This is a genomic window from Chitinophaga sp. SVR4-12A, assembly GCF_056754765.1.
The window spans coordinates 1142365-1167954 of record NZ_JBPGWP010000002.1; the positions used below are offsets into that span (position 1 = coordinate 1142365).

The following is a 25590-nucleotide window of genomic DNA, read 5'->3' on the forward strand; positions in this document are numbered from 1 at the left end:
AAAGTAATCACATCGTAGAGAACTCCTGCTTCCCCCTGAAATCCCCTGAACCTTTTGGTTGACCTGTTTGTACATCGTACCACTCAAAGAAGCCCTTGTTGGCAATGGCCCTGTCTATCATGGGGGCCAGTTCGGCGTTGGCTTCTTTTATAAACCCATTTTTAATTAATGCCTGTATCATGCGTCCCCCGAACCAGGTCCAGTCGCCTGCGTTCTGATACAGATACGGCTTCATATTCGGAAATTCTTTTAGCGGATAGGGAGGATACACCGTGATGCCGATGGTAGCATGACTCTCTTTGCCTGCTGCCTGTACCATTTGCTGGTTGATGACGGCTATTTCTTCAGGGGTATGAAAGCCTGCCAGTACGGCGCAGGCGGTTCCGCCGGTATATAGGATCTCTTTTTCGTCAAAAGCAGGGGAGAAGGGACTGCCATCCAGGTAGAGATGTGGCAGGTACTTTTGTGTGTTGCTGAGCCAAAGGTGTTTGCGGACGTTGGCGCGCACCTGGTTTTCAATATTTTTCCAATCCTTCAGGGGTTTGTAATTGGGGGGCAACAGGGCCTGCAGGTCCTGCAGGGCAAGCACAAACATTGCGTTGTCATAGATGTCGATGGCCCATTTTGTTTTATCGTTGATCGCTACGCCCCAGCCCGTTTCCGGTTGTACATCGCCCCAGTCTATCGTAGTGGCGCCGGTTACCAGGCCGTATTTAGGGGACCATCTTTCCTGTAGTATATAATTAAGCGCGGCTTCCATGCGCTGGATGACAGATCTTCCACCGATTTGTTCGCTCAGGATGGAGCGGTCGCCGGTGGCATCGATGTACTTCTTCACGGCCTGGATCAGGGAAGATTCCTGGTCCGTTTCCACCGTGTTCTTATGTGCGGCCCAGCCGGGGGCCAGTTTAAAATAGCGGAATTTATAATTGACATTCGCCTTGGTGGAGTCGATCATTCCATCTACGATATCGCCGGTAGGGCCCTGCATTTTGAAGAAGAGCAGCAGCATATCCTTCACTTTCTCCTGCGGATGTACTTTCAGGGAGCCATTAATAAAGGTGTTAAAATCCCTGATCCATACTTCCCCATAGGAGGTGCCGGCGGTAAAACCCGTGAGCAGGTGGAGTGCGCGTGCCTGAATAGTATCCAGGCGGCTGTCTGCCAGGATGGAAGCTGCCAGTTGATCATTGCCCGTTTGCGAAAAAGAGAGCTGAGAGCAGAGTAAAAAGCCGATAACGTGAAATGTAAAGATGAGCCTCATGCGAATAGCCCGATTTAATATGTACAAACATATAAACATAATTCTATTTTTGCAAGTAGATATAAAAAATTATGACAGGCGGACGGAATTGCTGAGTTTGGATTGATAATTAGCTATTTAGGATGCTTTTATACTATTTTTGCATCCTGATCGTTGTTTATCATGACCAGACATACCATCAAAGTGGCAGGCAGGCACATCAGATTTTTTACTAATTTGCGCATTACCTAATGCGACTATGAACTTTAGTATTGATCACAAAAATCCCCTTCCGCTGCATCTCCAGGCGGAAAACTTGCTGCGCGCGATTATTAATGACCCGCAATACGCAAATGGGAAATTCTTACCTAATGAAGTACAGCTGGCCAAGCAGCTGGCAATCTCCAGGTCTACCTTACGGCAGGCCCTCAACAAACTCGTATATGAAGGATTGCTGGTACGGAAGAAAGGTATCGGCACAAAAGTGGCCGAGCCGGCCATCAGCTCCAAATCCAAGAACTGGCTGAGCTTCACACAGGAAATGACGGCCCGGGGCATCACCATCCGGAACTTTGAGCTGCATGTTACCTGGGTAACACCGGATGAAGGCGTGGCCAATTTCTTTGGCATCGGAACAGACAAGAAGATCCTGAAGCTGGAACGCCTGCGCGGCAAGGCAGAAGGCCCCTTTGTATATTTTATCTCGTATTTCCATCCGCGTGTAGGCCTGACCGGTGAAGAAGATTTTAAACGCCCCTTGTATGATATCCTCGAAAGAGATCACCATGTAATAGCCACTTTGTCTAAAGAAGAGATCACTGCGAAATCGGCGGATAAGTTCCTGGCAGGCAAGCTGGAAGTGGAGCCGGGCAGCCCGATACTTTTCAGGAAACGGTTTGTGTATGACCAGGGAGAAAGGCCGATTGAATATAACCTGGGGTATTACAGGGCGGATAGCTTTGTGTATACGGTGGAGAGCAGGAGGGAATAGGGAATACCTATATACCGCTTGCTATCCTTTGGAAATGTCCTTCGTCTACAACTTCAGGATTAGTTGTAAAAGTGGAGATATATTTCCTTATTTGATTTGCATCAGTAGTTAATTCGGTGATATTGATCCGCAGATCCAGGGTGCCGTCCCAGGAAGTTATTATAAGCGTTGATGAAGGGCCATCACCTGTATCTTCGTCAATTGTTTGAAAGCTTTTGATGTCAGCCCAGCATACTAATCCCTTTCGATAATAAATGCCGTCATTATTGATAACGATAGCAACCCGGCTGACAAGCATCCTATACCAGCATGGAATATTAAGGCATAGCAGTACAATAGCCAGCAACACGGTGCCAAACAGGCTTATTATTAAGAGCTTCCTGATGTTAACAATATAAACAATAAGCAGAAAAGATGTCATCATAGCAGGGAAAATATATACAACTCGTGACGTCCTGACGATAGCCTTATTTGCTTGCATAGGTATAGGTATAAGTTTGCGGAGGAAATATAGGCAATTCAGGCAATTTTTATATATGTTCGATAAGAAGCAGGCAGTAAAAGATATTCTTGAGATAAAGGACGACAAGGCGTTTATTGCTAAAAGCGGTTACTCGAAAAAAAATCTATGAACCGTCCCAAGTGTGTAAATCATAATATCTACTTAACCTTAAAGTATCATTTCTCCTAATAAGACACCATACTTTTTATTTTCCTACGTTCCCAAACTAAAATATCCTTTTTACCCAATTTTCTCCCGCGGTATTCCACTTTTCCTACCTTGCATGAGTCATGTGAGCACGTATTTCGTTGTTAGCCCAAAGATCATGCTTCTAAGGCCTTTATTTGTTAACATTAAATTTCCCCCTGTATGGACGCCCCAAAATTTTGTCAGCAGCTGAAAAAGGCTTTTTCGGGCACTTTCATTGCCGTACTATTTCCTGCTGCATGCTGTTTTTCGCAATCCACGAACTGTGCAGATGCAGTGACGCAATTGCAGAACTATGCCACGCAGGTAAACCAGCTGTATGTCTATTATTACTGGACGGCAATCCCCAACCAGTGCCCGGAAGTAAACGCCTACGGCGTAGTGAACAATCCCACCCTGGTGCAATATTGCCGCTATCAATGGTATTACCAGCTCAACGTCTGGTACTACCAGCAGGCCAATTATGTAAATACACTGTACACGCAGATCGTCAAAGGCTGTACTACCCAATCTCCTTCAGAGAGCAGCGGCGGGCCCGCACCGAAGGTAAAGCAGGGCACTGACGCAAATAATAAAATCAATACGGAAGAGATCAAAGACCTGACCGTAGATGTGGACGACTCAAAAGCCGTCAGGATCACCATTCCCAAAACAGCCTCCGGGTACAGAAAGCATTAACCCACTCAAACCAGGTGTATGAAAAGGTATTTTATACGCTATGTGCTGATCCTCCTGTCGCTTGGTTTACTATTTTCCACAACGATGAAGGGCCAGCAGCTTGTTAAAAAAAGCAGGCGTGTCCCCTTTTGCGGCTTCAGCCTCAAGGATGGTTATTTCGGCGCCGACAGAACAACCGCTAAGCAGTTTATCAGCCGGGAAGCGCATATGGGCGACGATTCAGGGATCCCCGAGGTGGTACAGGCCATCAAAAAACAGATCGGGTTTACCGGCGACATCTCCGTTTTTATCGCCAGTAAAGAAGATAATTGCTTTGCCACTATCCTGGATGGCAGAAGAGTGCTCATCGCCGACCATCTGTTTCTGAATAAAGTTGATAAAGACGCCGCCACCCAATGGGCCGCTATCTCTATCATATCACACGAGATCGGTCACCACATTGCCGGGTTTGGCCGCCATGAAAGTCCACTGGATGATGAGCTGGATGCAGATTACTGGAGCGGCTTTGCACTGATGAAGTTAGGAGCGGCTAAAAGTGCCTCTATTAAATGTATCATGGTCTATGGGTCTGAGCAAGATTCAGAGTCGCATCCCAACAAATATAAAAGAGCAAAGATGATAGAAAAGGGCTGGGACGATGCCAGCAAAGGAACGATCGACTATTCAAAATGCGGCGATTGCAAAGAATAAAACTGCTCACATGGACCAGTACGCATTATATATCTTTTTGTACAAGATCATCATCACGCTAAGCGGCTTACTCATCATCCTGATGGGATATAAATTGTTTGTGAAGGGCGTTTTTGATAAATCGGGAGATGTAGAAGCCACCTGGAGAGACAAGAAACTATTGATCAGGAAAGCGGCGCCCGGCACCTTCTTCGTCCTGTTTGGCGCTTTTATCCTGGCCATTTCCACTTATAAAGGCCTGCAGTTCGACAGCACTTCCTATTCACAACCAGGCAATCCAACCGTTACCGGCAGCGATGTAAAACCTGCATTGACAGATAGTCTAAAAATTAAATGATCATGCGTAAAATTCTTTTAACGGTTTGTTGTGCATTATACAGCCTCACGATCCTGGGGCAATCCGGCACGCAGAACCCCGCCATTTATTATTCTATGGGGAAATATTACTATGATAATAAAGATTACCTGAACGCCTACAAATTTTTGCTGGGCTATAAATACCTGAACCTCGCACAGCTGGATAAACCGGCGAATAAGACAGCCCTTTCCTCCCTGGACCAGGTAATCAATTACTGCGAAGCACAGCTGCGGAAAGGGATCTCGGAAAGTTCCACCTTTAACAGGCGGGGATGGTCAGAGCCGAATATGGACAGTATCAATGCGATCGTTAAAGAGGTACCGCCGGATCTGCCGGCTAGAAAAATTGAAATGTAAGATGTCCAAATTCGCCCTTCATAATGTCTATTTTGCACCCCCGCAGAATGATACCCGCAATCTACTTTTGTTGTACAATATCCAAGCTAAAAAATAATGACCATGGAAAACGTACAACAAAAAGTAATGACCACCGAGGAAGTCGCTGCCCGCTTCCATGAACTGGCCCAGCAGGAAAAATGGTATGAGATACAGGATGAATTCTTTGCAGACAATGTAAGGAGCATAGAGCCCGCAGGTTCTCCATACTTTGACGATGCCGAAGGTAAGGCAGACGTGCGCAAAAAAGCGGATGGGTTTATTAAGCGGATAGAAGCAGTACACAGACTTTATACCAGCGCGCCCATTGTAACCGGTAATCATTTTGCCGTAGTGCGGGAAAAGGATCTGACCGTGCAGGGGCATGGAATGATACAGATCCACCAGATTATGCTGTATGAAGTGAGGGATGGGAAGATTGTGCTGGAGCAGTTCTTTTATTGAAAAGATGAATGCCGGTGTTTTCCTGGCAATTCTTTTTATATCGAAAAAGGAATTGCCGGGAAAGTACGCGTACTATTTGGTGCTCGGTTCCCACAGCTCAATTTTGTTGCCCTCAACGTCAAGAATGTGGACGAACTTTCCATATTCGTCAAACGTTTCTATTTCGTCTAACACCGTTACTCCTTCCTTTTTTAATTCTTCAACAAGTGCTTCGATGTTTTCAACCCGGTAATTGATCATAAAGTCCTTCGATGAAGGCTCAAAATATTTGGTCTTGTCGGGAAACGGGCTCCATAGCGTATATCCTTTCTCTGTTGCGTCTGATGCCTGCTGCCATTCAAACTTTGCCCCGTATTGGCTGGTGTCAAACCCGAGATGTGTTTTGTACCATTGTTTCATTTTCTCCGGGTCCTGACATTTAAAGAAAATGCCCCCGATCCCTGTTACTCGTTTCATTGTTTAATTGTTTTATTAAACAATAATAATACTTTTTCGCAGGATATCATGTGCCACGGCAGAATGCTATTTGTCAATTTTATATATCTTGCATTTACAAATCAGCCGTTTAAGAAATTAACAGGCATCCTATACCCATGAAGCAGTCGTCTTATCTTTTAGCCCGGTTATTTATTTCCTTTTATTTAAGTAGTAATGCTCAGACGGATATCCAACACGACAGGCAGCAATAGACAATGGTTATGAAAGCAATATGTCTTATTATCTTTTTACTGCCCTTACTTATAGATAATAGTAAGCCAGCGGGAAACGAAGCGGAAAATTGTCCATATGAATATGACAGTTTAGCAAAATTGAAAGTTTATACTTTTGTTGATAAACAACCCGAGTATCCTGGCGGGCCTCCAGCCTTATTAAATTTTATAGCGAAAAACTTTCATTATCCTGAGCAGGATGTTTTTCAGGCTTCTTTTCAAATACAGTTTGTAGTTGATGAACATGGTGCTGTTCTCGGAGCCAGAATCAAAGGGAAAAAACAGGATGAACTGACTTTCGCCGAAAAAGAGCTACTAAAGGTGATATATAAAATGCCTAAATGGAAAATAGGAAAATGCGGAGGCCGGAAAGTGCCTGTGAAAATTACCTTACCATTATATTTATGATATGATATCAGACTGTTACCTCTATCCCTTCATGCTGTGGAAACGTAGCCACATAATTATATTTCTCCTTTAAGGCGCTCAAGATCCCAGCACTGGTTATACGCTGTTTTATAATTAAAGATCAGTTCCGTGCCCGGGCCCTGCAGCCGGATCACCCTTGCTACCGTCACCTGCGAGGGATGTTTATAAATAGACCCATTAGTAGAGATCACAAAGCGCTTACAATCCAGTTTGGCGATCAGCTCCGGACTGGTATTATGCGCGCTGGCATGGTGCGAGAGCTTCACCAGGTCTACCGGCGCCTTGCCTTCATACAGCCTGTTCAGCGAGCGTAATACCACACCGGGGAAGGAATCGCCGGCAAACAACACAGACTTGCCGCCATAGCTGGCCAGGAAGGCAATGCTGCTGCCATTGGCGGCTGCTTCATCTTCATGGAATTCCTCCTGGAACAACGCTTCTACATCCGGCTCGTCTACGCCGAAGGGCTCGATGCCATCATCCTGCGGTTCCGCCAAACCGAAGCCGGGGATCAGATTGGCCTTCTCCAGTTCCTTTTCCCATTTGTCGCGCAGCACCGCCAAATTTTCCAGGGTAGGGCTGAGCAGGGTGATCTGCATACCGCCATCCAGGGTTATTTTAGGTAAAGGCTGGTCATGTTGTATCATCACCGCCTTTCCCCCAAATCTTTTATTCCAGGGCAGTTGATGTTTTAGAATAGAAGCGGTCAGCTTTTCGCCCTGCACGGCGCCAAAGGGCTCTATGGGATCATTGCCGGGCAGATGATTCCAGCCATTGAACCAGATGTTGTCTACCGTGAAATCCAGCGCATCCTCCTCCAACAGGCTTAAAATGCCTTCCAGGTGGTCGCGGTCAATATGCGTAACCACGATCAGCTCAAAATGCTTATCACCGGGGATGGCATCCAGCAGTTCGCGGATATGCTTTTTGGTGCCGCTGGTGCCTCCGTCGATCAGGATCCTTTTTGTATCGCCTGCTGATCCATATTCGATCCAGATGGAATCACCATACTTCGCAGGCAGAAAGTTGACATTGAATTTCATGGGGTGTCTGTTATAGTTTAATCTATTTTCTTTACCGGCCTGCTGGTCATCGCAGCTTCCTTTTTACTGCCGCCCGGTTGGTCGGGATAGGCGCCGGAGAAAGTGGTGGTTTCCTGGCTCATGTCTGCATAGGCCATGTATTGTTTGATGCGGCTGAGCGCCTCTTCTACCGCCTGGTCCTCCTGCTTGTGCTCGAAGGACAGCATCGTCAATCCATCGTAGAGCAGGCGGAGGCCTTCTGTATAAATAGGAATGCCCCGGTTCACCGCTTCAATCAGTCGGTCCCTGATGGCCTTGATGTTGATATTAGGGCCACCTTCCTGGATCACTTGCCAGGCATGGATAATAGCGCCATCAGGCATCCAGGTGAACCAGTCGGCCAGGTTATTGGCCCAGTCATGCATTTTTTGCAGCTCACCTGTTTTAAGCAGGAAGTAGCCGCCAATGGCTGCTGCGGCAGGGTCCTGCATTTTACTGTATAACAGCGCTGCGGCATCCTTCACCGAGGAAAGGCTTTTAGCCCTTGCCATATCGCCGGACATGATCAGCGAGAGTAATACCTGTGCTTTTTCATTACGGGTACTGATGGAAATATCGAGCTCCGGCACTACCGTTTGCGGGCCTTCCGCAATTTTTATCATGCAGGCCAGATCGGAGGGCGGCAGGCATACAAAAGCGGAGGCTTTGCCCGGCACTTCCACTTCCAACAGCTGCATTTCCTGGGGCACCTGGAAGGTATAAGTTTCTCCATACTCATCGATCATTGCATTGTTGATAGGAATATCGTTCACGAGGGTCCAGACAGCGTCCTTCAGTTGCCAGCGGTAGCCGTTAATATTATTCAAAAACCTCGCTGATTCTTTATTGCCGGCGCCTCTGAAGGCCGGACCATCCGGGTTGTTGCCCGCACTGGCCTTGGTCAGATAGGCCCATTCCTGGGATTCCCGCGGACTAAACTGGGCGATATCGAAATCCAATGTGGTAGCTTGTCCCTCTTGAATCTGCACTACCTGTTCCAGGTGTTTCCCGGAGGCCAGGTTCAGGCGTACCATGTATACACCTGGCTGTAAGTCGTGCTCCCAGGTTTTGCTATTCATCCAGGCCGACTGCTGCACGCTGAGGTCTGCCCCCATGATCTGCAGATGTTTGGGAATGTATGCTGATTCGGGCGTGTGGCTGTCCACCACGATCTGTAATTGGCCCTGCGGTGTTTTTGAGGTAGTGCTCATTACATGCAGTTTAATGTCTGGTTAACGGATGGAGGCGTTACTAACCTGAAGATGGAATTGGATTTATATTCTCCTCCGCTGAAGCTGGCTTCGATCTTATAAAGGCCTGCCTTGATCCTGGTTTCCCATGGATTGCCTTCCGGGGCCCGCGTTTCACCCTGGTTGGTATTGGGGTCCAGGCAGGATAATTGCGCGAAGGCCAGGGCTTCATCCGGCGTACAGGTCACTTTTAACGGCACCATGGGCGGCTTGGTAAAACGGATGATATCCGTTGTGTCGCTTGTAGTGCTGATACATCTTTGTGGGTAGCCTTGTCCGGGCGCTTCCAGTTGTAAGAAGCTGTTCATTTTATAAGACAAGGTGCCGGTAGCGATCCGCCATTCCCCGATATCATTGTTGCTGGCATTGCCTTTCAACGCGCCTATAAGCGCTTTGGTATAAAAGGAAACTTCGTTCTTTTTGCCATAGGCGCTCTCATTGGCCGCAGCTGCTTTCTGGGTGAGGTTGAATGCACAATCTTTGGCCAGGAGGCTGGGCGGCTCAATGGGATTACTGGGCAGATCTGTTTTCAGCATATCCGAGGTAAGCTGGCGACAGGCGTCCACGAAAAAGAGCTGCGTGCGGGCCTTGCAGGAGAAGAAGGCGCGTCGTGTCATATCAAACGCGAAGGAGCCTTTCCAGGGATTGTCTGCCCGCTGGCCAAAATCTTCTGCCAGCAGATAGTGTTCTCCTTTATCCAGCCCATGGCCGCAAAAGAAGAAGATGGCAACGTTTTCCGAATCGCTGTTGCAAAGCTTTTTCCAATCCAGGTAAGCGTTTTCGATATTGCTGATGGTGGCCGGCTCCAGTGTTTGTCCGGCGAAAAGGTTGCCGGCCGTAGGGTCCGGGGATACCAGTACATTGATACTGCCCAGGGGCTTGATCCAGGCGCCTTCATTGTGCAGCTCCAGGGCCATATTGTAAAAAGCTTCTGCCGATACAGGGGGTGAGCTCAATTGGCCCAGTAGCTGTGCGCCATCGAATGTTTGCGGAACGGCTTTGGTACCGCCATTCAGGTAAGGGTAGCCGCCAACGCCGATGATAAGGATGTGCGTTTGCGGGCCTTGTTGTATTTGATTAAAATACAATGCCATATGCGAATTTAATAATGCGGTTATGTGGTAGGGTAGGGAACATGATTCGGGGTCTTGATCCTGTGTTCTAAGTTGATTAAAGATAAGAATATTCGAACAACTTATGGATATGAAATAGTAGTGAAGGAGGTATTAAAAATCAAGATCTTATTAACTTCTTATTAACCGCTTTATGTTACAAAAACTTTTTTTTTGAGGTATGAAGATAAGTTACGTACTAACAATGGAACGATACCAGGAGGCTCTGGTAATTTATCTGCAGAAATGTACAGGCATAAAAAAACCCGGAAGTTTGGCAAGCCAGGGACAACCGGGAACTATGCATCAAAGATAGCCTTATTTTGATAATTAGCAAAATTTATTGGAATCAATAGCGTGAGGTACAGGGATTTTGAAGCTATAATGTCTACTGAGCGGCTTGTCAGGTATTTTACGGCAACGGGTGGCCACACACGTAATGCAATGAAATTGTACCGGCTGAACCTTCAGGCTTCTCAGGAACTGTTTACGATCATTTCATGCTTTGAAGTGGCATTACGGAACGCTATCGATCGCCACTATAAAGTTTCCGGAGGTAATGATTGGTTAAGAGCCGCCGGGGCCGCAGGCGGAGCGCTGGATACTCCCAAGTGTGTAAAAACCCAGGCCATCATTAACAAAGCTGTTTCGGATCTGACAGTAAATTATTGCCATCCAAAATTAATAGCTAAAATGGATTTTGGGTTTTGGCGGTATATGTTTGCAAAACATCAATATGCTGCGTTTGGCAAAACGCTGTTGGCTATCTTCCCAGCTAAACCCAAAAGCACCCCAGCTTTGCAATACGATAATACTTTTGTATTTGGTGAGTTAGAAAAAATTAACGGCATTAGAAATAGAATTGCTCATCATGAGCCCATCTGTTTTTCTAATGGACTGCCCGTTCGCGATACTACGTACGCCCGGCAACATTACCGGCTTATCCTGGATATGTTCAACTGGATGGCCATCGATGAAGGTGCATTGTTATATGGATTAGATCACATGAATGTGATTCTTGATAGAATTGATGCCGTATAAATGCTTTTGTATTTGTCTATTTTTCAGTGCGATATACTACTCTTCACCCTCCCCACACAATCCTCATACTCATTCACCAACTTTCCCCACAACGCCCTCTGCTCATACCTTGATTTTATCATCTCCCTGCATTGCGCCGCCATCTGCTCTCTTACCTCTTCCTCCTCCAGCAAAAACCACATCGCCTTTTGCAGCGCTCCCGTATGTTTAGGCGGAATAATCACCCCATTACACCCATCCGTAATGATCTCATTACACCCATTAATATCCGTCACTATACACGGCAATCCCATAGCTCCGGCCTGCATCACCACATTTGGGAACCCTTCCCGGTAGCTCGGAAAAACGAAGATGTGACTGATCGCCAGGTAAGCAGCCACCTGCTCCTGGTAGCCTACAAAACGGATCTGCGGATGCGACTGTATTACCGCCATCGTCTTTTGCGCTAACGGCGCCAGGTGCCTTTCAAAAGGCCCTACCACCAGCAGCTTCGCCCGGCTGTTCGCCGCAGAGAGCGCAACAAAAGCATCTATCAATTCACGGATCCCTTTATCCGGCACCAGGCGGCCGATAAAGCAAAACACCCTATCCTCCTCGCTGATGTTCAATGTAGCCCGAAGTTTTTTCTTTGTCTCCGCATCAAACAAAGCAGGATCAAATGCGCTGGTATCAATGCCATTGGAGCTACCGTTGCCGATCACCTTCAGCTTTGTCTCCCGGCAATAGCCCTGCTTACAAATAATTCCCTTCATGGCATATGAATTAGAATACACCCCTGTAGCCGCCGCATAGGTGATCTTCTCCACCGTTGCCAGCAGCTTCCGCTTAAACCCGCTGGTTTCCAGCAGCGGCAAGCCCGCCACCGTATGCAAACGCACGGGTACGCCTGCGATCCATGCGGCCAGCATGCCCAGCAAGCCAGCCTTTGGCGTGTGCGTATGTACGATCAATGGCTTTTCACGGCGAATGAAACGATAGAGTTGCCACAAGGCCCGCAGATCTGCTAATGGCGTGATCTTCCGGGTCATGGTCACCGCCTTGGTGCGGATGCCCTGGGAGATGCCCACTTCCTCCAGGTATTTACCACCGGAAGATACTGCGATCACCTCGTAGTGGGCAGACATATACTTTAACTGGTTGGATAATAATTTATGCAAAGAAATGGGGACCGTCGCTATCCGGATGAGTTTAGGTTTTGTCATACCATCAGGCGTTTATCAGTCAGCTATTTCCTGTTTCACGATCCGGTATTTACCGCTTTTGTCCCTCGGAATATCATCCACATAATTAAACGTTATCCTGACACTCGCCCCCAACCTGGACCGCAGCTCCTGCAGGAACACGCTTTCCTCATTTGGCGTATAGGCCTCATTCTTCACGACCCTGACAATGATCTCATCCTTCCTTAACTGTGTTACCTGGAACTTCACGATCCCATTTACCGGCTTGGCGCAATTCGCAATATTGACCTGGTTAATTCTTCCCCGTTCACTGGAAATAATGCATTCACTCGCACGGCCTTCAATCCTTTTTACCAGCGGGTTCGCATTGCCGCAATCACAGCGTTCGTCACTTAAGGTTACCCGGTCTCTAATGGCATAGCGTATCAGCGGCGTTCCGTGCGTGGTAAAGGAGGTGACCACCAGCTCGCCCTCCTCTGCACTTCTGCCATGCTCATCCAACACTTCGAAATAACCGCTTAAGAGCTCCAGGTGCAGGTGGCCCTTTTCGCATTCGAGGATAAACGGCGCGCCTTCGGATGATGCATACTGGTTCTGCATCCTGCAGCCAAAGAAAGGCTCGGCCACCTTTCTATATTCGTCCAGCAAAGTTTCTGCAGTGGGGAAAATAGCCTTTAGCCGGTACTGCAATTGGAGATTTTCCTCGATCGCGCATTTCGCCACTTCATAGATACTGGATGGATAGCCGGATATATACATTGGCCGGAAGCGGTTGAGGTCTTCAATATAATATTTCACCGTATCGCGATTGATATGCCAGGTAGAATAGTACCTGATCTTATGCAGCCAGTCGTATTTCCAGTAACGCTGATGTTGAATGTCCCGCTTAGTCAGGATATTCTTTCCGCTAAACCAGCCCACCTTTTGTCCCAGCGTGTAGCCATATTTTGCACGGAACAGGTCCAGCATGGCGAAGCGTGTCTGCAGGTCCTGCAGATCGTATCTTACTTCGAGTGAGGCGCCGGTTGTGCCACCCGTTCTTGCAGTCCAGCCTTCGGCGGCTGTAACCGTAAAGATCTCCTGCCGGTGCTGATACAGCTCCTCTTTCGTCAATACCGGGATCGTATAAAAGTCGTTCATGCACCAGTTATCCGGTAAGCCGATCTGTTGGAATACCCGCTGGTAGTAAGGCGAATGCTGCCTGGCATAATTGACAAAAGCTTCGAGCATTTGTAATTGTTTTTGTTCCAGCTCAATGTGGGACAACTGCTGCGCCCAGCGGAAATATTCCAGCCATTCTTTGTATTGTCCGCCGTGCCGTCTCCGGTACTCTATAAGGTTGAAAAGCGTCACCATACAGTTTTGCAATACATGGGGCATCCCCTGGTAGATCCTTCTTTTTAAAGCGCACATAGCTATGTTGTTTTGAGGTGTTTGCCGTATTAATCTTCCAGCTTTATTTTGCTTTGGGTCTGTATCCGTTGCAGCATATTTTGTAATTGCCTGTTTGCCGGCCGCCCGGCCGCCGCTTTGAGCTTGTTGTTATTTACCGAGATCCCGCTCAGTTTGAGCCCCGGTGCATAGTCAAAGGATTGGCCAAGATCAAAGGGCCTGCTATTGTTGTTCCAGTTGGCCCTGCTCACCTGGATCAAACCTTTCACCGGGCTCCCTTCCTTTGGCGTACGCACGCCGCTGAAATAAAAGCCGATCCGGGATCCTTCATCCCGGTGCTGATCAATGGAGATATCACATTGCTGATCCGCCTTCCCTGCCAGCGTGAGCACATTAATGGCGATGCCTGCGTTTGCGTTGTTAAATGTCAGCGCATCTGCAATGGCGATATTTTCAATAGTATTATAGTTCCCATTCGGCTCAATGTGAATGCCGGTCATGGGCATGGTGCCGTTAGAATTGGCCGCTATCGGCCTTACCAGCCGGCAGCCGTTTACACTGGCGATGGTGATCCCGTTACGGCGGTTGTTGTCTAACACGGCGTCATAAATGTTGATGTTGCCGGACACCCGGTTCTTAATGCTGGACTGCCCTATACCTATTCCATCGCCCCAGCAGTCAGAGATCATGGGGTGAACGATCAACACATTCACAGCGGAACGGATGGCAATGCCTGTTCCCCATTCACCTGTCTTGCCGCTATGCTGTTTCCGGTCGCCTGTCAATACCGCGTTATATATTTCCACATTATCAGCATCGATCACTTTTATCATATCATATCTTTCGAGGTTATTAGGCTGTAACAGTAAAGCTGCGCCTGGCGGAAACACCAGGGTACTATTGCTGCTCACACGTAAGCCCTGTGGGTTGATCAACACTGGGAACGCAGGGAATCGTACATCCCGGTATTGGTCTAGCCCCGCTTGCAGGTATTGCGTGTAATCCACAGAGCCGTCTTTTACATATCCCTGCGGTAAGAGCTCTTCCAGGTTCCTGGCCGTCTGCAGCAGCTGATCGATGCGCGGCCTGAACGAATCGGGCCGCTGTCTGTCCAGGTATTCTTTGGGAATAGCCCGGTAGCGGAAGGCCGAAGGCTGTGTATGATGGCCCCCTAAAAGTGCAGCCAGCTGCATCACCAGGATAGCAGCAATAACAAAGTGCTTCATTTCAGGCGGTATAATAATTGGTTAAAACGGTCCCTGAGCGCAGCGGGAACAGCCCTGCGGTTCCTGTTGCGCCTGACGATACTGCTCTTAAACACACGGGAGTCCAGGAAATAGATCGTTTCTTTCAGCAGGTAGCGGAAGGTGGCTGCTGCCATTCCCTTGTAATTCCCTTCCCGGATATATACGCCGGATACCCGTTGATAATAATTCCGGCGCCCTTCATGTGATTTGCGATAGGAGTAATCTGTGTCCCGGTAGGCAATGAGCACACTTTCCAGGTTCGCGAAGCGGGAATGTTGATAGGATCGCAGGTACAGGTCCTGGTCCTCTGCCCGCCTCACTTCCCGGTACCGGTACTTCCTGAACCATTCCATGCTGCCCATGAGCGTGGAATGCATCAGCGGAAAGCCTTTATACAGGCTGCGCACAATGTCCTGATGCGCCGTGGCCAGCTGTCTTAAAGACAAGGGGCGATCATGGCCGTCAATGGCCAGGGCAGCAGCGCCCACTACATTCACCTCCGGGTGTTGCTGCAGAAAATCCAGCTGTTGTTCGATCCTGTCGGGGAAACAGATATCATCCCCATCCATGCGGCAAAAGAACTGCCCTTTCGCCAGATCGATCAGCTGGTTTAAGCGAAAGGGGAGGCCCCGGTTCTCCCTGCCATCAATAAAGCGGATCCGCGGATCTTTAAATTTGCGTATGAGCATGACCGTATGATCGCTTGATCCATCATCCACGATCAGCAATTCCCAATTCGTGTAGGTTTGCAGCAAAACAGATTTGATGCAGTTCTCGATCGTTGCTGCACAGTTGTAAACAGGCATTCCAATGCTAACCAGTGGCGGCATATTATTTAGAAAAATAAATGACAGAAAATAAGCGGAAACCAAACAGGATCAGCATGAACAGGATGTGCTGCAGCTGTTTGGTGATCCGGTATGTTGCAAAAGGATAATACAGTATCAATGGGATAAATACCCAGGACAGCAGGCCAAAGCGGTCTGAATAGCTCAGGTTGAAGCACAAAAAGAAGAATGCGGTCAGCAGCATAAACAGCCTCGAGATCTTTGTATACAAGGGATCCTGTAAACGCTGGCGGAAGAACTCCGCGAACACCACAAAAGCGATATTGAAAGCAAAGAACTCCGGCCGGAAACCAACGGTATATTCGCCGCCAGCATCAGCCTCATAATGCGTGATCCTGTCAAAGTTCAGCACATCGGAAACAATGGGTAAATTATTGATCCCATATCCTGCCACGGAGAGGAGTGATGCCAGCAGCAGAATTGTGTAATAGGGCCAGCTCTTTTTAATATACCTGGTGAACAGGCTGCTGCAAAGCAGCAGTACAGCCGATAGATGGAAAGAGCAGGCCACCACGATGCAAAATATTTTCTTTTTCCGTTCTGATGGTTCGTTCAGCACCAAAGCATAGAGCATAAATGCCAGCGACACGCCGTTACGGATCACGTTGATGCCCATCGACTGGAAGAAGAAGAAGCTGATAAATGCCAGCAGCAGTAAGGACCTCCTGGAAGACGTTACCTTATAACAGAACAGGGTAACCGGCACTATATATAGGATCGCTATCAGTGTGAGGTAGCATTGGCTGTTGCCGATATAAGATGAACAGACATAGGTGAAGATGTAAAACAGCAGGTCGCCTTTTACCAGCGCGATCACCGCGGTAAGGCTGCCCACGCTGTTAATATTCTCGAAGATCATCACGTAGTTCCAGGTATCGGCCCCGATATCGATATCTCTCAATCCAAACAGGAGCACAAAACCAACTACAATAATGAAAGCACAAACATTATCCAGTGAGCGGTCCCACTGTGCTTTAATGTCCAGCTTCAGGGCCATCAGCAATACCAGGAAAGCTGCGGCGCCATAGAGCAGATCGTATCGTAATAAAAAAGTTTCCATACCTAGATAAAATATTTATATAGCCTGATCAATACCGCCGGGATCTTCAGCTGCTGACAGATCCTGCGGCTGCCTGTGAGGCGCAGCACGGCCACCATGCCTCGATAGGTGTCATTCACCAGCGGGCCGATAGATTGATCCCTATACAGCCCGCTCAGCGTTTGCAGGAACTGGGCCCGCTCTGCCTGGGCCGCGGTGCTGAGATAGCAATTGCCTGTCTGCTCTGCCGAGAGCAAATATCCTTTCAGGTAGCGCAGATCGTTTGCTCTTCCCCGTGCCTGCAGGTAGCGGCTGAAATAGCTGATATACTGCCGGATGGAGTCTACATGCGTATTAAAATGCTCCATATTGCTACTGTGCCTTCTGTCGGGGTGTGCCCTGATATACACGTCGGGAGGCAGCTCATACTTCAGCATTTTGAAGCTGATCGTTTCTTCCAGCAGTATGCGGGTGTGCAGCTCGGGATCCTGGAGGCGCTGCAGCTCTTCCAGGAAGCCTTCCATCTGTACCAGCACCTCTCTTCGCCACAAGGGGTTGGAGATGGTCCAGGGCAGCTCATAGCGCAGGAACTTCTTCAGGAAGAACCTTTTTTTATTCGCGCTTAGCCGGTATCCCAGGCGGCTGCTAAGGTCCCGCAGGGTACGCTGGTATAATACTGTCGGATCATCAATAAAATAAGCTTCGTTAAAAACGTAGAAAGCATAGCCCGGGTACTTCCGGATGGCGCGCAGCCTGTTCTCCAGGGCGCCCGGCGCCAGCAGATCGTCACTGTCCAGGAACAGGATAAAATCGCCTGTGGCCTGGTGGATCCCTACATTGCGGCAGGCAGACGCGCCGCGTTTCGGGGTAAAGTCCGCCCTTTTCAGCAGCCGGATATTTGGATCGCCTTCGCCGAGTAATGCCTTTGTATACTCAAATGAGCCATCCGTTGAGCCATCGTCTATGATCAATAGCTCCCAGTTCGCCCAGCATTGCTGCCGCACGGAGTCAAGGGTATCTTTGATATACCGTTGCTTGTTGTAAAGGGGACAGATGACTGAGATCTTTTCCATCAGCTATTTCCGTGATTGATAGATCAAATGCTTTCCTGAGCGAATGAGCAGGTAGGCGTTCCCTGTGAAAAAGCTCCTGAGCGCGCGGCGGCGCAGGGAAAAATACCGGTAGGCAGACAGGTACTGCCGGATCTTGGCGAGCAGTCCTTTCTGCGCCAGGCTGAATTGCAGCTTGGTGAGAAAGAGCCGTTCCTTTACTACATCTTTGTGCTCATCAGCGATCACCCGCAGCAGCTGTTGATAGGTAAAGATCCTGTTCGATAATTTAGAGGCATTTAAGCGCGTGCTCCATACGCCGCCGTTGTGCACCCGGTATACGGCCGGCTTCACATCTGCCGCGTAATGCGCTTTGCCGTGCTCACCCAGCATGGCGAAGAGGAAGGCATCTCCATTCAACACCTTCAGGAACTCCGGCGGATACTGTTTGATAATGCCATTCCGGAAAAGCACCGTATTGGTGGGCATCAATGTACCGAAGATGATCTCCTTTTCAGTGAGGTCCCTGTTGCGGTTCCGTTCGAGTTTAGAGTGCTTCAGTAGCTGGCCGTTCTCGTCCACGATGCTGCAGTCATGAAAAGACATGACGTAGGCGGGGTTTGCTTCCAGGAAATCCACCTGTTTTTGCAGCTTCAGCGGATCTGTCCAGTAATCGTCTCCTTCACAGATGGCAATATATTTGCCCCTTGCCAGCTCGCGGGTGCGAATGCCATTTAAACGCGCGCCAACGTTATGCTCAGCCGTCACCATCCGGATACGATCGGGATATTTACGGCAGTATGCTTCCACGATAGCCCGGGTACCGTCGGTAGAACAGTCTTCCCCGATGATGATTTCAAAGGGAAAAGTGGTTTCCTGCATCAGGAAGCTTTCTATGGCTTCCCTGATAAAGCGTTCATGATTGTAGGTGATGCAGGTAACAGACACCATGGGTGTTTGCTGTTGAGCTGTTGTCATAATCCGGTTTTTTTCAACACTAATTGTTTGATCTCTGTGATGGCCGCGATCTTCGCTATGTAGCCTGCGCCCAGGTAAACCGTATAATACGCGCCGGCTACCAGGATGATCCTTTGCAGATCCCGCAGGGGATAGCTGCGCATCACTATCGTATCCAGGGCCCATGCAAAGCAGGCGGTAAGCGCTGCCAGCAGAAAGATGGGCAGCACATCCTTTAACTGTTCCATGGCCGGGTAGCTGATCATGGTTCCGCTATAGTAGGTGTTCACCACAAAGGAGAACACGGAGGAGATCACCTGGAAATACAGCAGGCCGTAGATGCCGAAGGGAATGGCACAGGCAATGCCTGCGGTGATGAATAATTTCTTGATGATCTCCAGCCGGAAGAACAGGTCGCTTCTGCCTTTCACATTCAGCACGTTGAGATTATATACATGCAGGGGATATAAAATACCTGCTGCACAGAGGATCCTGAAATAAGGCACGGCCGGCAGCCATTTATCCGTTAAGAGCAGGCTGAAAAGCGGTGTGGCAATGATCGCCAGCAAGAGCATGAGCGGCGTTACCAGGAACACCACCTGCTGCATCAGGCGTTTGTATACCGATTTCAGCCTGGCATTGTCGTGCTGAATGGAAGAGAAGAGGGGATAGGTCACATTATTCAGCGCCGTTGAAATATTTAAGAGCGGGAACATCTGCAGGGTTTGCGCCCTTGTGTAATAGCCCAGGATGGTGGGCGAAAAGTACTTGCCGATGATCAGGTTATACAGGTTCTGGTAAATGGTATTGAGCAGGCCCGATAAAGTAAGTTTGTAGCCGAAATTAAAATGATGTTTCATCCGCTGGCTGTCAAAGAGCAGCGAGGGTTTCCATCCTGTGTAGATCCAGTGCTGTACGGTGAACAGGAATACCTGCACCAGGTTCATCCAGACCAGGCTCCAGATGCCCGCGCCAAAGTAGGCGAGGGAAATGCCGGTAAGTCCGCCGGCTATTACAGAAGGCACCTGGATCAGCATCTGCATTTTAAAGTTCATCTCCTTTGTGAGCCGCGTGGTTTGCACGGCTACGAAGGCGCGGATCACGAAAGACAAGGTATAGATCCTGATCACGGCAGTGAGGATGTCCTGTTTATAAAACTGCGCGATCAGGGGGGCTGTGATGAACAGTATCACATATATGAGCAGGCTGCCGGCAATGTTCATATAAAACACCGTGGAATAGTCGCGCTGGTCTGCATCGGGTGTCCTGATCAGGGAGGAGGTCAGCCCGCCATCCATCAGTGAATTGCCGATGGCCATAAAGACGGTGATCATGCCGATGATGCCAAAATCGGCAGGGGCCAGGAGGCGCGCCAGGATGATCTGTACAATGAAGTTGATCAGCTGTACGCAAAATTTCTGGCTGAATGTCCAGAAAAGCCCTGCCATTGTTTTCTTTTTTAAGCTCATATTATTGCTGTTCGCAGGCGGTTGTTAGAGTTGCCAGATCAACTGGGATTGGTACCATTTCACCGCTTCCAGCAGGCCTTCCTGTACGGAGAAGAGCGGCTGATATCCAATTGTTCGGCGGGCGTCGGATATGTTGGCAAGGCTGTGCAGGATGTCTCCTTCACGCTCCTGCCTGTACAGCGGAGGAAGATCGATGCCCAGCAGGCCGGTGATATACTGCCACAGCTGGTTCAATGAAGTTCGTTCACCACAGGCGATATTGATCACCTTATGCCGCGACATTTCCGGTAGCAGCATGGCTTTGATATTGGCTTGTACTGCATTCTCCACGAAGGTAAAATCCCGGGTGGTCTCGCCATTGCCGTTGATCCAGGCAGGCTCCTGTTTCAGCGCGGATTCTATAAACAAAGGTATCACCGCAGCATAAGGCCCTTTAGGATGCTGCCGCGGACCAAACACATTAAAATAGCGCAGGCCGATGCTGTGAAGGCCATATACGCGGGAAAATACACCGGCATACAATTCGTTGGCATATTTTGTCACCGCGTACGGAGAGAGGGGATTGCCTATCTTTTCTTCTGTTTTAGGCAGTTCGGGGTGATCGCCATAGGTACTGGAGCTGGCGGCATAGACCAGGCGTTTCACCCTTGCTTCCCTGGCGGCCAGGAGCACATTCAGGAAACCGCAGATGTTCACTTCGTTGGTGGTGACCGGATCATGCAGGGAGCGTGGAACAGAGCCCAGGGCCGCCTGGTGCGTTACATAATCCATGCCTTCCATGGCTTTCCTGCAGTCGTCCATATTGCGGATATCGCCTTCCAGCAGTTCAAAGGCCGGGTGTGTTTCGTACAGTTCGATATTACTCCGCAGGCCGGTGGAAAAGTTGTCGAGCACGCGTACTTTCCCTGCTCCATATTTCAGGAGATATTCAACGATATTGGAACCGATAAAACCTGCGCCGCCGGTTACCAGGAACGAGCAGGTGGATAGATCAGCTGAATGATAAGGTATTTCGTACATGTGAGAACGTATTTTTAAATGAAAAATTGGGGTGATGTTATGCTTTAACTGGTAGTCCTATCCGTCATCATAACTATACTGCATTTTGTTGTCATTCAGGATCAGGTTCAGCTTAGGCAGCTTGTTGTGCAGGAGCAGCTCCTTGGGAATCTCCAGCTGTTGTTTGAAGGTATATCTTTGCCGTACTAAGTAGAGGGTGGTGTCTGTCCACCGCGCCAGCAGCTGCGCATCGGTGACCATCCCAATGGGGGCGGTGTCGATGATAATGTAATCGAATTGATCACGCAAACGGGTGAACAGCGTATCCACTTTGCCGAGCAGCAGCAGCTCTGCGGGGTTGGGAGGAATGGGGCCGGAAGGTACGATATAGCAATTCTCACAGATGCCGGAAGGTTTGACCAGGTCATCGAGCGATGTCTGGCCGATCGCATAGGTACTGAAGCCGGTGTTGGTGCCGAGCTGCAGCTTTTCGGCGATCTTTGGTTTGCGCAGGTCCATTTCCATCAGCACCACTTTCTTTCCTGAAAGCGCCAGGACTATTGCCAGGTTGACGGCTACAAAAGATTTCCCTTCACCGCTCATACTGGAGGTGAGCAGGATGGTTTTTTGCTGTGCGCCGGACAATAAAAACTGCAGGTTGGTGCGGATAGACCTGAACTGTTCTTCCACAGGCGTTGTTGCATGCTCCTTTACTACTATTAGTCCTTTTGTATGCATGTGGCCGATCTCTCCCAGCACAGGCAGCAGTGTGTCTTCAGTCACATCTTCCCTGCGCAGCACCCGTGTATTTACCAGGCTTTTCAGAAAGTATCCCAATGCGGGCAGGCCCAGGCCGAGCAGGCCGCCCGCCAGCAATACCAGCATGGGCTGGGGTTGAAAGGGCAGGGCCTCGCTTTTGGCAGCATCAATGATGCGGGCATTAGCCAGATGGGAGGATCTTGCAATGGCTGATTCTTCTCTTTTTTCCAGGAGGAAGAGGTAGAGCTCCTGTTGAATGGCCTGTTGCCTGGAATAGTCCAGTATGATGCGTTCTTTTGCCGGGATCGTATTGATCTCCCTGTTCAGTCCTTTGCTTTGCTGTTGCAGCTCCTGGATGCTGACCCTGATGTTTTGTTTCAGCGAGGCCAGGTTTGCCTGGATGTTTTTGCGCAACCCGGCCAGCTGCAGATCGATACTGGTGATGAGGGGATTGGACGTGGTAGTGGTCATTAACAGCCGTTCCCGTTCCAGCTGCAGCAGGTTGTGTTTATCAACGATGGCTGTAAAGATGGGATCCTGTACGAATAGCGAGGAAGGCACCAGGTGTTGGCGGTTCTTTTCGTCGTCAATATATTGGCTGATGTCATCCAGCACGCTGAGCCGCATTTCGTGATTGGCAAGCCGTTTAGTAAAATCGTTGGCGCCGGAGAGCAGCACATGCGTTTGCATACCGAGGTCTGCCAGCTCGTTGGATGTTTTAAAGCGCTGGATATTTTCTTCTACGCCTGACAGTTCTTTTATAACAAGCTGCAGTCGTTTATTCAGGAAGCCGATGGTACTGTCGGCCATCCTGTTCTTTACATCTATGCTGGTTTCGAGATAGGCTTCAATCAGCTTGTTTAAGATCTTTTCTCCTTTTGCGGGGATCGTTGCGGTAAGCGACAATGCTATGGTGCTCACCTGGTTATTGGGGATGATGACCGTGAGCATTTTCTGGAAGGCGGATACTGTTTGATCAATAGTCAGGATCTGTACCCGGTAGTGGTTGTTCCCGGCGGGGTAGGCTGGATTGCGCAAGAGATACAACACGCCCTCAGGCAAATGCAGGGTATCGCCCCAGGCGGCTGTTCTGCGGATGTCTTTATGGGAAAGCACAAATTTGTTATCTCCGGTGATCTCCATCTCGTAACTGCTAGCGCTGAGTGGATTTCGTTGGGTGATCCAGTGCAGGGAAAAAGGCATATTTTCATAACGCTCACGGGTTTCCATGCCGTCTTTCGTCCAGTATGTTACATTCAGCTGCAGCGCTCTTACTACTTTCTCCATTAAGGACCGGGAGCAGAGTATCTCCACTTCATTGTCTACATTGCCGGTGGCGTTGAAAAGCGATAGTTGTTTGGATATACTGCTTCGCGGCATGCCGCCGCCCTTTTGCTGGTCCTTTACCAGGATCTTGGCATTGATGTTATATACGGGTACGGCAAAGCTGAGGTATGCCCATGCGGTGGCCAGCCCTGCTATCATAAAGACCAGGAACCAGTACCAGCCGACACGAAGCCGGTGAACTACTTTTCGCACGCTGAGTGCGTTATCCTCTTTAAAATACATATGCGGAGATGCTGGGCAAAAAAGGGGTATCCAAGATATTGCTATCATTGGTTACTTTGAAAAAAGGGCGAACTATGTGTTTTTAGATCAATGCATCGTTTTGGTTATTATAGCAATGTCATGGCCGCTTAAGAACAGCGGCAGATCAAAATTGAATAAATTAAATTGTCCCTGTGTCAGATCGTAGACCTAGCTTCGTTTTGCCGTTATTGATCGGATGTTTGTTTATCAGGGACTGAACACTCAAGGTTTGAAGGGGCATTGGACCTTCATAAGTTATTTGGTTTGCACTACATCAGAAAGGGGTTAGCGTATGTGCCCGGTTGATTCACATATAAGCTTTGCGCAAAAGATACACTAACGAAGGATGGTCAAAAAAGTAGCGGATTGTGTAAGCAGGTGGTTCGGAAAAGGAGCGCTAAAACGTGTCGGTAATGGCGTTTAGCTGGTTAATAGTTTCGTTGGAAGGCAAGGTAAGTATTTTTTTAATTTCCAACAATAAATTGTGGGTTGTGGGTTGGAGGAGTCCAATTGTACTTAGTTTATTGAAAATGCCAACTCCCTGGGGTGAAAATACTGTTGCTTGTTAATTGCGTAAAATAGCAGAAATTTAAATTCCCAAGTAACTTACAATTCAACCCAATGGAGCACGTTAGTCATGGTAATAGGCCCCGGTTAAAGTTTACCGTCTACAGATCTTCAAATAACCCCGAAATATTTGAAAAGTTTCATGAAGGTCACCAGCGGATATTGGCAGCCTATTTTGGTAAAGACAGGGCCGTACCGCTTACCCTGCCCGACCACGAAATGACACTTTTGTGTGTAGAAGACGAGCATGCCAGAATAGTGGCAGGAGCGAAGATATCCATTTTTTCCAGAGATGTTGAACTGCCGTTGATAAGAGCTTTGCAGGGTTTCGATCCTGATATCAAGCAGAAAATACCGGATAAATCTGCGGAACTTTACGCCTTATGGAATAGTAAGGAAGTGGCCGGTTGGGGTGTGGGCTCATGGGAGCTGATTAAAATGGGCGTTGCAGTGGCTTTTACTTTGAATATTGATCAATTGCATGTGCTTACTTCGCCAATTGCTGCAAGGTCCTGTTCCCGATTGGGATTTACTGTCAATGAAGGGCTAGGCCGGGGAGGAGTGTTTCATTATAAAAGCGACCAGGATGATCTCCAGGCAACAGCAATGATATTGGATATCAGGCATGCAAAGAATGCTGCAAATCCGCAACTTCAGGAGGTGTGCAAAATTTCAAAACAGGAAATTACGCATGCCAGAATTAGTGGTCCCAAAGGGGAAATGGACATATTCTATGACATTGGCCTGCCTTCAGCCGCTTCCATCTTTAAACCACTTTCCCTGATCGATATCGCGCTTTATGAGGCCCTTTTAAAGAATCCAGATCTTTTGAAATCCATGCATTGGCGGCACTTTGAAAAATTGCTGGCAGATATACTGGAGACATTTGGTTACGAAATAGATCTGATGCAGGGTACCAAAGACGGCGGTATTGATATTATCGCTTTCACTAAGAACGGGGAATTTGGCTGTCATAAGTACCTGCTTCAGGCAAAGCGGTGGGACAATAAGATAGGTGTGGACGTAGTTAAAAACGTGCTATTTAATCATGATTTCCATAAAGCTACAAAATCCTGTCTGGCAACCACTGCAAGCTTTACACGTGGCGCTTGGGAATTGGCGGAGTTGTATAAGTGGCAACTTGAGCTAAAGGACTATGAGTCCATTCGGCAATGGATCGACAAGGCTTATAAGAAGAAGATAAGATCATAGGCGGTCGTAGGGAATCATTGAATGACGTTTTCTGCACCCCGATAAGGAGTGTAGTTATCTTTACATGGCCACATTTGCCTAAATAATAAATAAACGTATCTTTAACCCTTGCGGCATTCACCGTACTCTCCATTTTACCCATATCATTATTGCAAAACCCATTATTTGCC

Annotated in this window: 25 protein-coding genes; 9 read left to right on the forward strand and 16 right to left on the reverse strand. The window is 48.5% G+C overall.

The window, feature by feature from the left end:
• Positions 1 to 7 precede the first annotated feature (7 nt).
• A complete protein-coding gene (locus tag ACR9Y8_RS30925) occupies positions 8 to 1264 on the reverse strand; it encodes a glucosidase family protein (protein WP_481217171.1) in 1257 nt (418 codons plus the stop codon).
• A 238-nt stretch (positions 1265 to 1502) separates the two neighbouring features.
• On the opposite strand from ACR9Y8_RS30925, the gene ACR9Y8_RS30930 reads away from it, so the two are divergent.
• The gene (locus tag ACR9Y8_RS30930) at positions 1503 to 2234 is read left to right on the forward strand and encodes a GntR family transcriptional regulator (protein ID WP_481217172.1); all 732 of its coding nucleotides are present in this window, start codon (positions 1503 to 1505) and stop codon (positions 2232 to 2234) included.
• Between the two features lie 7 nt (positions 2235 to 2241).
• On the opposite strand, the gene ACR9Y8_RS30935 is transcribed toward ACR9Y8_RS30930, so the two are convergent.
• On the reverse strand, positions 2242 to 2715 hold the full coding sequence (locus ACR9Y8_RS30935) for a hypothetical protein (protein ID WP_481217173.1): 474 nt from the start codon (positions 2713 to 2715) through the stop codon (positions 2242 to 2244).
• Positions 2716 to 3105: 390 nt separating this feature from the next.
• Between ACR9Y8_RS30935 and ACR9Y8_RS30940 the strand changes: the two genes are divergently transcribed.
• The 5 genes from ACR9Y8_RS30940 (at position 3106) to ACR9Y8_RS30960 (ending at position 5508) form a co-directional block, all read left to right on the forward strand.
• The gene (locus ACR9Y8_RS30940) at positions 3106 to 3621 is read left to right on the forward strand and encodes a hypothetical protein (protein ID WP_481217174.1); all 516 of its coding nucleotides are present in this window, start codon (positions 3106 to 3108) and stop codon (positions 3619 to 3621) included.
• An 18-nt stretch (positions 3622 to 3639) separates the two neighbouring features.
• Complete coding sequence (locus ACR9Y8_RS30945) at positions 3640 to 4311, forward strand: M48 family metalloprotease (protein ID WP_481217175.1); 672 nt, start codon at positions 3640 to 3642, stop codon at positions 4309 to 4311.
• Positions 4312 to 4321: 10 nt separating this feature from the next.
• Positions 4322 to 4648: a hypothetical protein gene (locus ACR9Y8_RS30950; protein WP_481217176.1), complete on the forward strand. Its 327-nt coding sequence runs from the start codon at positions 4322 to 4324 to the stop codon at positions 4646 to 4648.
• A 2-nt stretch (positions 4649 to 4650) separates the two neighbouring features.
• The gene (locus ACR9Y8_RS30955; protein ID WP_481217177.1) at positions 4651 to 5025 is read left to right on the forward strand and encodes a hypothetical protein; all 375 of its coding nucleotides are present in this window, start codon (positions 4651 to 4653) and stop codon (positions 5023 to 5025) included.
• A 102-nt stretch (positions 5026 to 5127) separates the two neighbouring features.
• Positions 5128 to 5508, forward strand: a complete 381-nt coding sequence (locus tag ACR9Y8_RS30960) for a SnoaL-like domain-containing protein (protein ID WP_481217178.1) — start codon at positions 5128 to 5130, stop codon at positions 5506 to 5508.
• A 72-nt stretch (positions 5509 to 5580) separates the two neighbouring features.
• Here the strand turns inward: ACR9Y8_RS30960 and ACR9Y8_RS30965 are convergent, their stop codons facing one another.
• Entirely contained in the window at positions 5581 to 5964 is a 384-nt protein-coding gene (locus ACR9Y8_RS30965) for a VOC family protein (protein ID WP_481217179.1), read from the reverse strand.
• Between the two features lie 242 nt (positions 5965 to 6206).
• Between ACR9Y8_RS30965 and ACR9Y8_RS30970 the strand changes: the two genes are divergently transcribed.
• Positions 6207 to 6626: a hypothetical protein gene (locus ACR9Y8_RS30970; RefSeq protein WP_481217180.1), complete on the forward strand. Its 420-nt coding sequence runs from the start codon at positions 6207 to 6209 to the stop codon at positions 6624 to 6626.
• A gap of 56 nt (positions 6627 to 6682) precedes the next feature.
• On the opposite strand, the gene ACR9Y8_RS30975 is transcribed toward ACR9Y8_RS30970, so the two are convergent.
• From ACR9Y8_RS30975 to ACR9Y8_RS30985, 3 genes are read right to left on the reverse strand one after another with little or no spacing between them, the layout of a single operon-like run.
• Entirely contained in the window at positions 6683 to 7690 is a 1008-nt protein-coding gene (locus tag ACR9Y8_RS30975; protein ID WP_481217181.1) for a ComEC/Rec2 family competence protein, read from the reverse strand.
• Between the two features lie 17 nt (positions 7691 to 7707).
• Positions 7708 to 8919, reverse strand: coding sequence for a hypothetical protein (locus ACR9Y8_RS30980; protein WP_481217182.1), 1212 nt, complete (start codon positions 8917 to 8919; stop codon positions 7708 to 7710).
• A complete protein-coding gene (locus ACR9Y8_RS30985; RefSeq protein ID WP_481217183.1) occupies positions 8919 to 10052 on the reverse strand; it encodes a caspase family protein in 1134 nt (377 codons plus the stop codon). Before ACR9Y8_RS30985 ends, ACR9Y8_RS30980 begins: the two co-directional genes overlap by 1 nt.
• A gap of 462 nt (positions 10053 to 10514) precedes the next feature.
• Here ACR9Y8_RS30985 and ACR9Y8_RS30990 point away from each other — a divergent pair, with 462 nt between their 5' ends.
• Complete coding sequence (locus ACR9Y8_RS30990) at positions 10515 to 11111, forward strand: hypothetical protein (RefSeq protein ID WP_481217184.1); 597 nt, start codon at positions 10515 to 10517, stop codon at positions 11109 to 11111.
• A gap of 23 nt (positions 11112 to 11134) precedes the next feature.
• On the opposite strand, the gene ACR9Y8_RS30995 is transcribed toward ACR9Y8_RS30990, so the two are convergent.
• Genes ACR9Y8_RS30995 through ACR9Y8_RS31040 form a run of 10 tightly spaced genes read right to left on the reverse strand, consistent with a single transcriptional unit; the run spans position 11135 to position 23590 of the window.
• Positions 11135 to 12313, reverse strand: coding sequence for a glycosyltransferase family 4 protein (locus ACR9Y8_RS30995; protein WP_481217185.1), 1179 nt, complete (start codon positions 12311 to 12313; stop codon positions 11135 to 11137).
• Positions 12314 to 12328: 15 nt separating this feature from the next.
• Positions 12329 to 13705: a phenylacetate--CoA ligase family protein gene (locus ACR9Y8_RS31000; RefSeq protein ID WP_481217186.1), complete on the reverse strand. Its 1377-nt coding sequence runs from the start codon at positions 13703 to 13705 to the stop codon at positions 12329 to 12331.
• A gap of 29 nt (positions 13706 to 13734) precedes the next feature.
• Positions 13735 to 14910: a right-handed parallel beta-helix repeat-containing protein gene (locus tag ACR9Y8_RS31005; protein WP_481217187.1), complete on the reverse strand. Its 1176-nt coding sequence runs from the start codon at positions 14908 to 14910 to the stop codon at positions 13735 to 13737.
• The gene (locus ACR9Y8_RS31010; RefSeq protein ID WP_481217188.1) at positions 14907 to 15761 is read right to left on the reverse strand and encodes a glycosyltransferase family 2 protein; all 855 of its coding nucleotides are present in this window, start codon (positions 15759 to 15761) and stop codon (positions 14907 to 14909) included. The genes ACR9Y8_RS31005 and ACR9Y8_RS31010 overlap by 4 nt, the downstream gene beginning before the upstream one ends.
• A 1-nt stretch (position 15762) precedes the next feature.
• Positions 15763 to 16839: an EpsG family protein gene (locus ACR9Y8_RS31015; protein WP_481217189.1), complete on the reverse strand. Its 1077-nt coding sequence runs from the start codon at positions 16837 to 16839 to the stop codon at positions 15763 to 15765.
• A 2-nt stretch (positions 16840 to 16841) separates the two neighbouring features.
• Positions 16842 to 17891: a glycosyltransferase family 2 protein gene (locus tag ACR9Y8_RS31020; RefSeq protein WP_481217190.1), complete on the reverse strand. Its 1050-nt coding sequence runs from the start codon at positions 17889 to 17891 to the stop codon at positions 16842 to 16844.
• A 3-nt stretch (positions 17892 to 17894) separates the two neighbouring features.
• Positions 17895 to 18845 (reverse strand): glycosyltransferase, encoded by a 951-nt coding sequence (locus ACR9Y8_RS31025; protein WP_481217191.1) that lies wholly within the window; start codon positions 18843 to 18845, stop codon positions 17895 to 17897.
• Positions 18842 to 20272 carry a lipopolysaccharide biosynthesis protein gene (locus ACR9Y8_RS31030; protein WP_481217192.1) on the reverse strand — a complete coding sequence of 477 codons (1431 nt, stop codon included), beginning with the start codon at positions 20270 to 20272 and terminating at the stop codon, positions 18842 to 18844. The genes ACR9Y8_RS31025 and ACR9Y8_RS31030 overlap by 4 nt, the downstream gene beginning before the upstream one ends.
• A gap of 45 nt (positions 20273 to 20317) precedes the next feature.
• Positions 20318 to 21313 carry an SDR family oxidoreductase gene (locus tag ACR9Y8_RS31035; RefSeq protein WP_481217193.1) on the reverse strand — a complete coding sequence of 332 codons (996 nt, stop codon included), beginning with the start codon at positions 21311 to 21313 and terminating at the stop codon, positions 20318 to 20320.
• Positions 21314 to 21370: 57 nt separating this feature from the next.
• The gene (locus ACR9Y8_RS31040; RefSeq protein ID WP_481217194.1) at positions 21371 to 23590 is read right to left on the reverse strand and encodes a polysaccharide biosynthesis tyrosine autokinase; all 2220 of its coding nucleotides are present in this window, start codon (positions 23588 to 23590) and stop codon (positions 21371 to 21373) included.
• A gap of 672 nt (positions 23591 to 24262) precedes the next feature.
• On the opposite strand from ACR9Y8_RS31040, the gene ACR9Y8_RS31045 reads away from it, so the two are divergent.
• The gene (locus ACR9Y8_RS31045) at positions 24263 to 25420 is read left to right on the forward strand and encodes a restriction endonuclease (protein ID WP_481217195.1); all 1158 of its coding nucleotides are present in this window, start codon (positions 24263 to 24265) and stop codon (positions 25418 to 25420) included.
• The last annotated feature ends 170 nt before the right edge of the window (positions 25421 to 25590 follow it).

What these genes read in the sequence shown, in the direction of transcription:
- ACR9Y8_RS30965 (WP_481217179.1), bottom strand. Translation starts at nt 5,964, where the DNA reads ATGAAACGAGTAACAGGGATCGGGGGCATTTTCTTTAAATGTCAGGAC.
- ACR9Y8_RS30995 (WP_481217185.1), bottom strand. Translation starts at nt 12,313, where the DNA reads ATGACAAAACCTAAACTCATCCGGATAGCGACGGTCCCCATTTCTTTG.
- ACR9Y8_RS30950 (WP_481217176.1), top strand. Translation starts at nt 4,322, where the DNA reads ATGGACCAGTACGCATTATATATCTTTTTGTACAAGATCATCATCACG.
- ACR9Y8_RS30970 (WP_481217180.1), top strand. Translation starts at nt 6,207, where the DNA reads ATGAAAGCAATATGTCTTATTATCTTTTTACTGCCCTTACTTATAGAT.
- ACR9Y8_RS31015 (WP_481217189.1), bottom strand. Translation starts at nt 16,839, where the DNA reads ATGGAAACTTTTTTATTACGATACGATCTGCTCTATGGCGCCGCAGCT.
- ACR9Y8_RS31000 (WP_481217186.1), bottom strand. Translation starts at nt 13,705, where the DNA reads ATGTGCGCTTTAAAAAGAAGGATCTACCAGGGGATGCCCCATGTATTG.
- ACR9Y8_RS30940 (WP_481217174.1), top strand. Translation starts at nt 3,106, where the DNA reads ATGGACGCCCCAAAATTTTGTCAGCAGCTGAAAAAGGCTTTTTCGGGC.
- ACR9Y8_RS30955 (WP_481217177.1), top strand. Translation starts at nt 4,651, where the DNA reads ATGCGTAAAATTCTTTTAACGGTTTGTTGTGCATTATACAGCCTCACG.
- ACR9Y8_RS30980 (WP_481217182.1), bottom strand. Translation starts at nt 8,919, where the DNA reads ATGAGCACTACCTCAAAAACACCGCAGGGCCAATTACAGATCGTGGTG.
- ACR9Y8_RS30945 (WP_481217175.1), top strand. Translation starts at nt 3,640, where the DNA reads ATGAAAAGGTATTTTATACGCTATGTGCTGATCCTCCTGTCGCTTGGT.
- ACR9Y8_RS30975 (WP_481217181.1), bottom strand. Translation starts at nt 7,690, where the DNA reads ATGAAATTCAATGTCAACTTTCTGCCTGCGAAGTATGGTGATTCCATC.
- ACR9Y8_RS30960 (WP_481217178.1), top strand. Translation starts at nt 5,128, where the DNA reads ATGGAAAACGTACAACAAAAAGTAATGACCACCGAGGAAGTCGCTGCC.
- ACR9Y8_RS30990 (WP_481217184.1), top strand. Translation starts at nt 10,515, where the DNA reads ATGAAATTGTACCGGCTGAACCTTCAGGCTTCTCAGGAACTGTTTACG.
- ACR9Y8_RS30935 (WP_481217173.1), bottom strand. Translation starts at nt 2,715, where the DNA reads ATGCAAGCAAATAAGGCTATCGTCAGGACGTCACGAGTTGTATATATT.
- ACR9Y8_RS30930 (WP_481217172.1), top strand. Translation starts at nt 1,503, where the DNA reads ATGAACTTTAGTATTGATCACAAAAATCCCCTTCCGCTGCATCTCCAG.
- ACR9Y8_RS31020 (WP_481217190.1), bottom strand. Translation starts at nt 17,891, where the DNA reads ATGGAAAAGATCTCAGTCATCTGTCCCCTTTACAACAAGCAACGGTAT.
- ACR9Y8_RS31010 (WP_481217188.1), bottom strand. Translation starts at nt 15,761, where the DNA reads ATGCCGCCACTGGTTAGCATTGGAATGCCTGTTTACAACTGTGCAGCA.
- ACR9Y8_RS31045 (WP_481217195.1), top strand. Translation starts at nt 24,263, where the DNA reads ATGGAGCACGTTAGTCATGGTAATAGGCCCCGGTTAAAGTTTACCGTC.
- ACR9Y8_RS31035 (WP_481217193.1), bottom strand. Translation starts at nt 21,313, where the DNA reads ATGTACGAAATACCTTATCATTCAGCTGATCTATCCACCTGCTCGTTC.
- ACR9Y8_RS31005 (WP_481217187.1), bottom strand. Translation starts at nt 14,910, where the DNA reads ATGAAGCACTTTGTTATTGCTGCTATCCTGGTGATGCAGCTGGCTGCA.
- ACR9Y8_RS30925 (WP_481217171.1), bottom strand. Translation starts at nt 1,264, where the DNA reads ATGAGGCTCATCTTTACATTTCACGTTATCGGCTTTTTACTCTGCTCT.
- ACR9Y8_RS30985 (WP_481217183.1), bottom strand. Translation starts at nt 10,052, where the DNA reads ATGGCATTGTATTTTAATCAAATACAACAAGGCCCGCAAACGCACATC.
- ACR9Y8_RS31025 (WP_481217191.1), bottom strand. Translation starts at nt 18,845, where the DNA reads ATGACAACAGCTCAACAGCAAACACCCATGGTGTCTGTTACCTGCATC.
- ACR9Y8_RS31030 (WP_481217192.1), bottom strand. Translation starts at nt 20,272, where the DNA reads ATGGCAGGGCTTTTCTGGACATTCAGCCAGAAATTTTGCGTACAGCTG.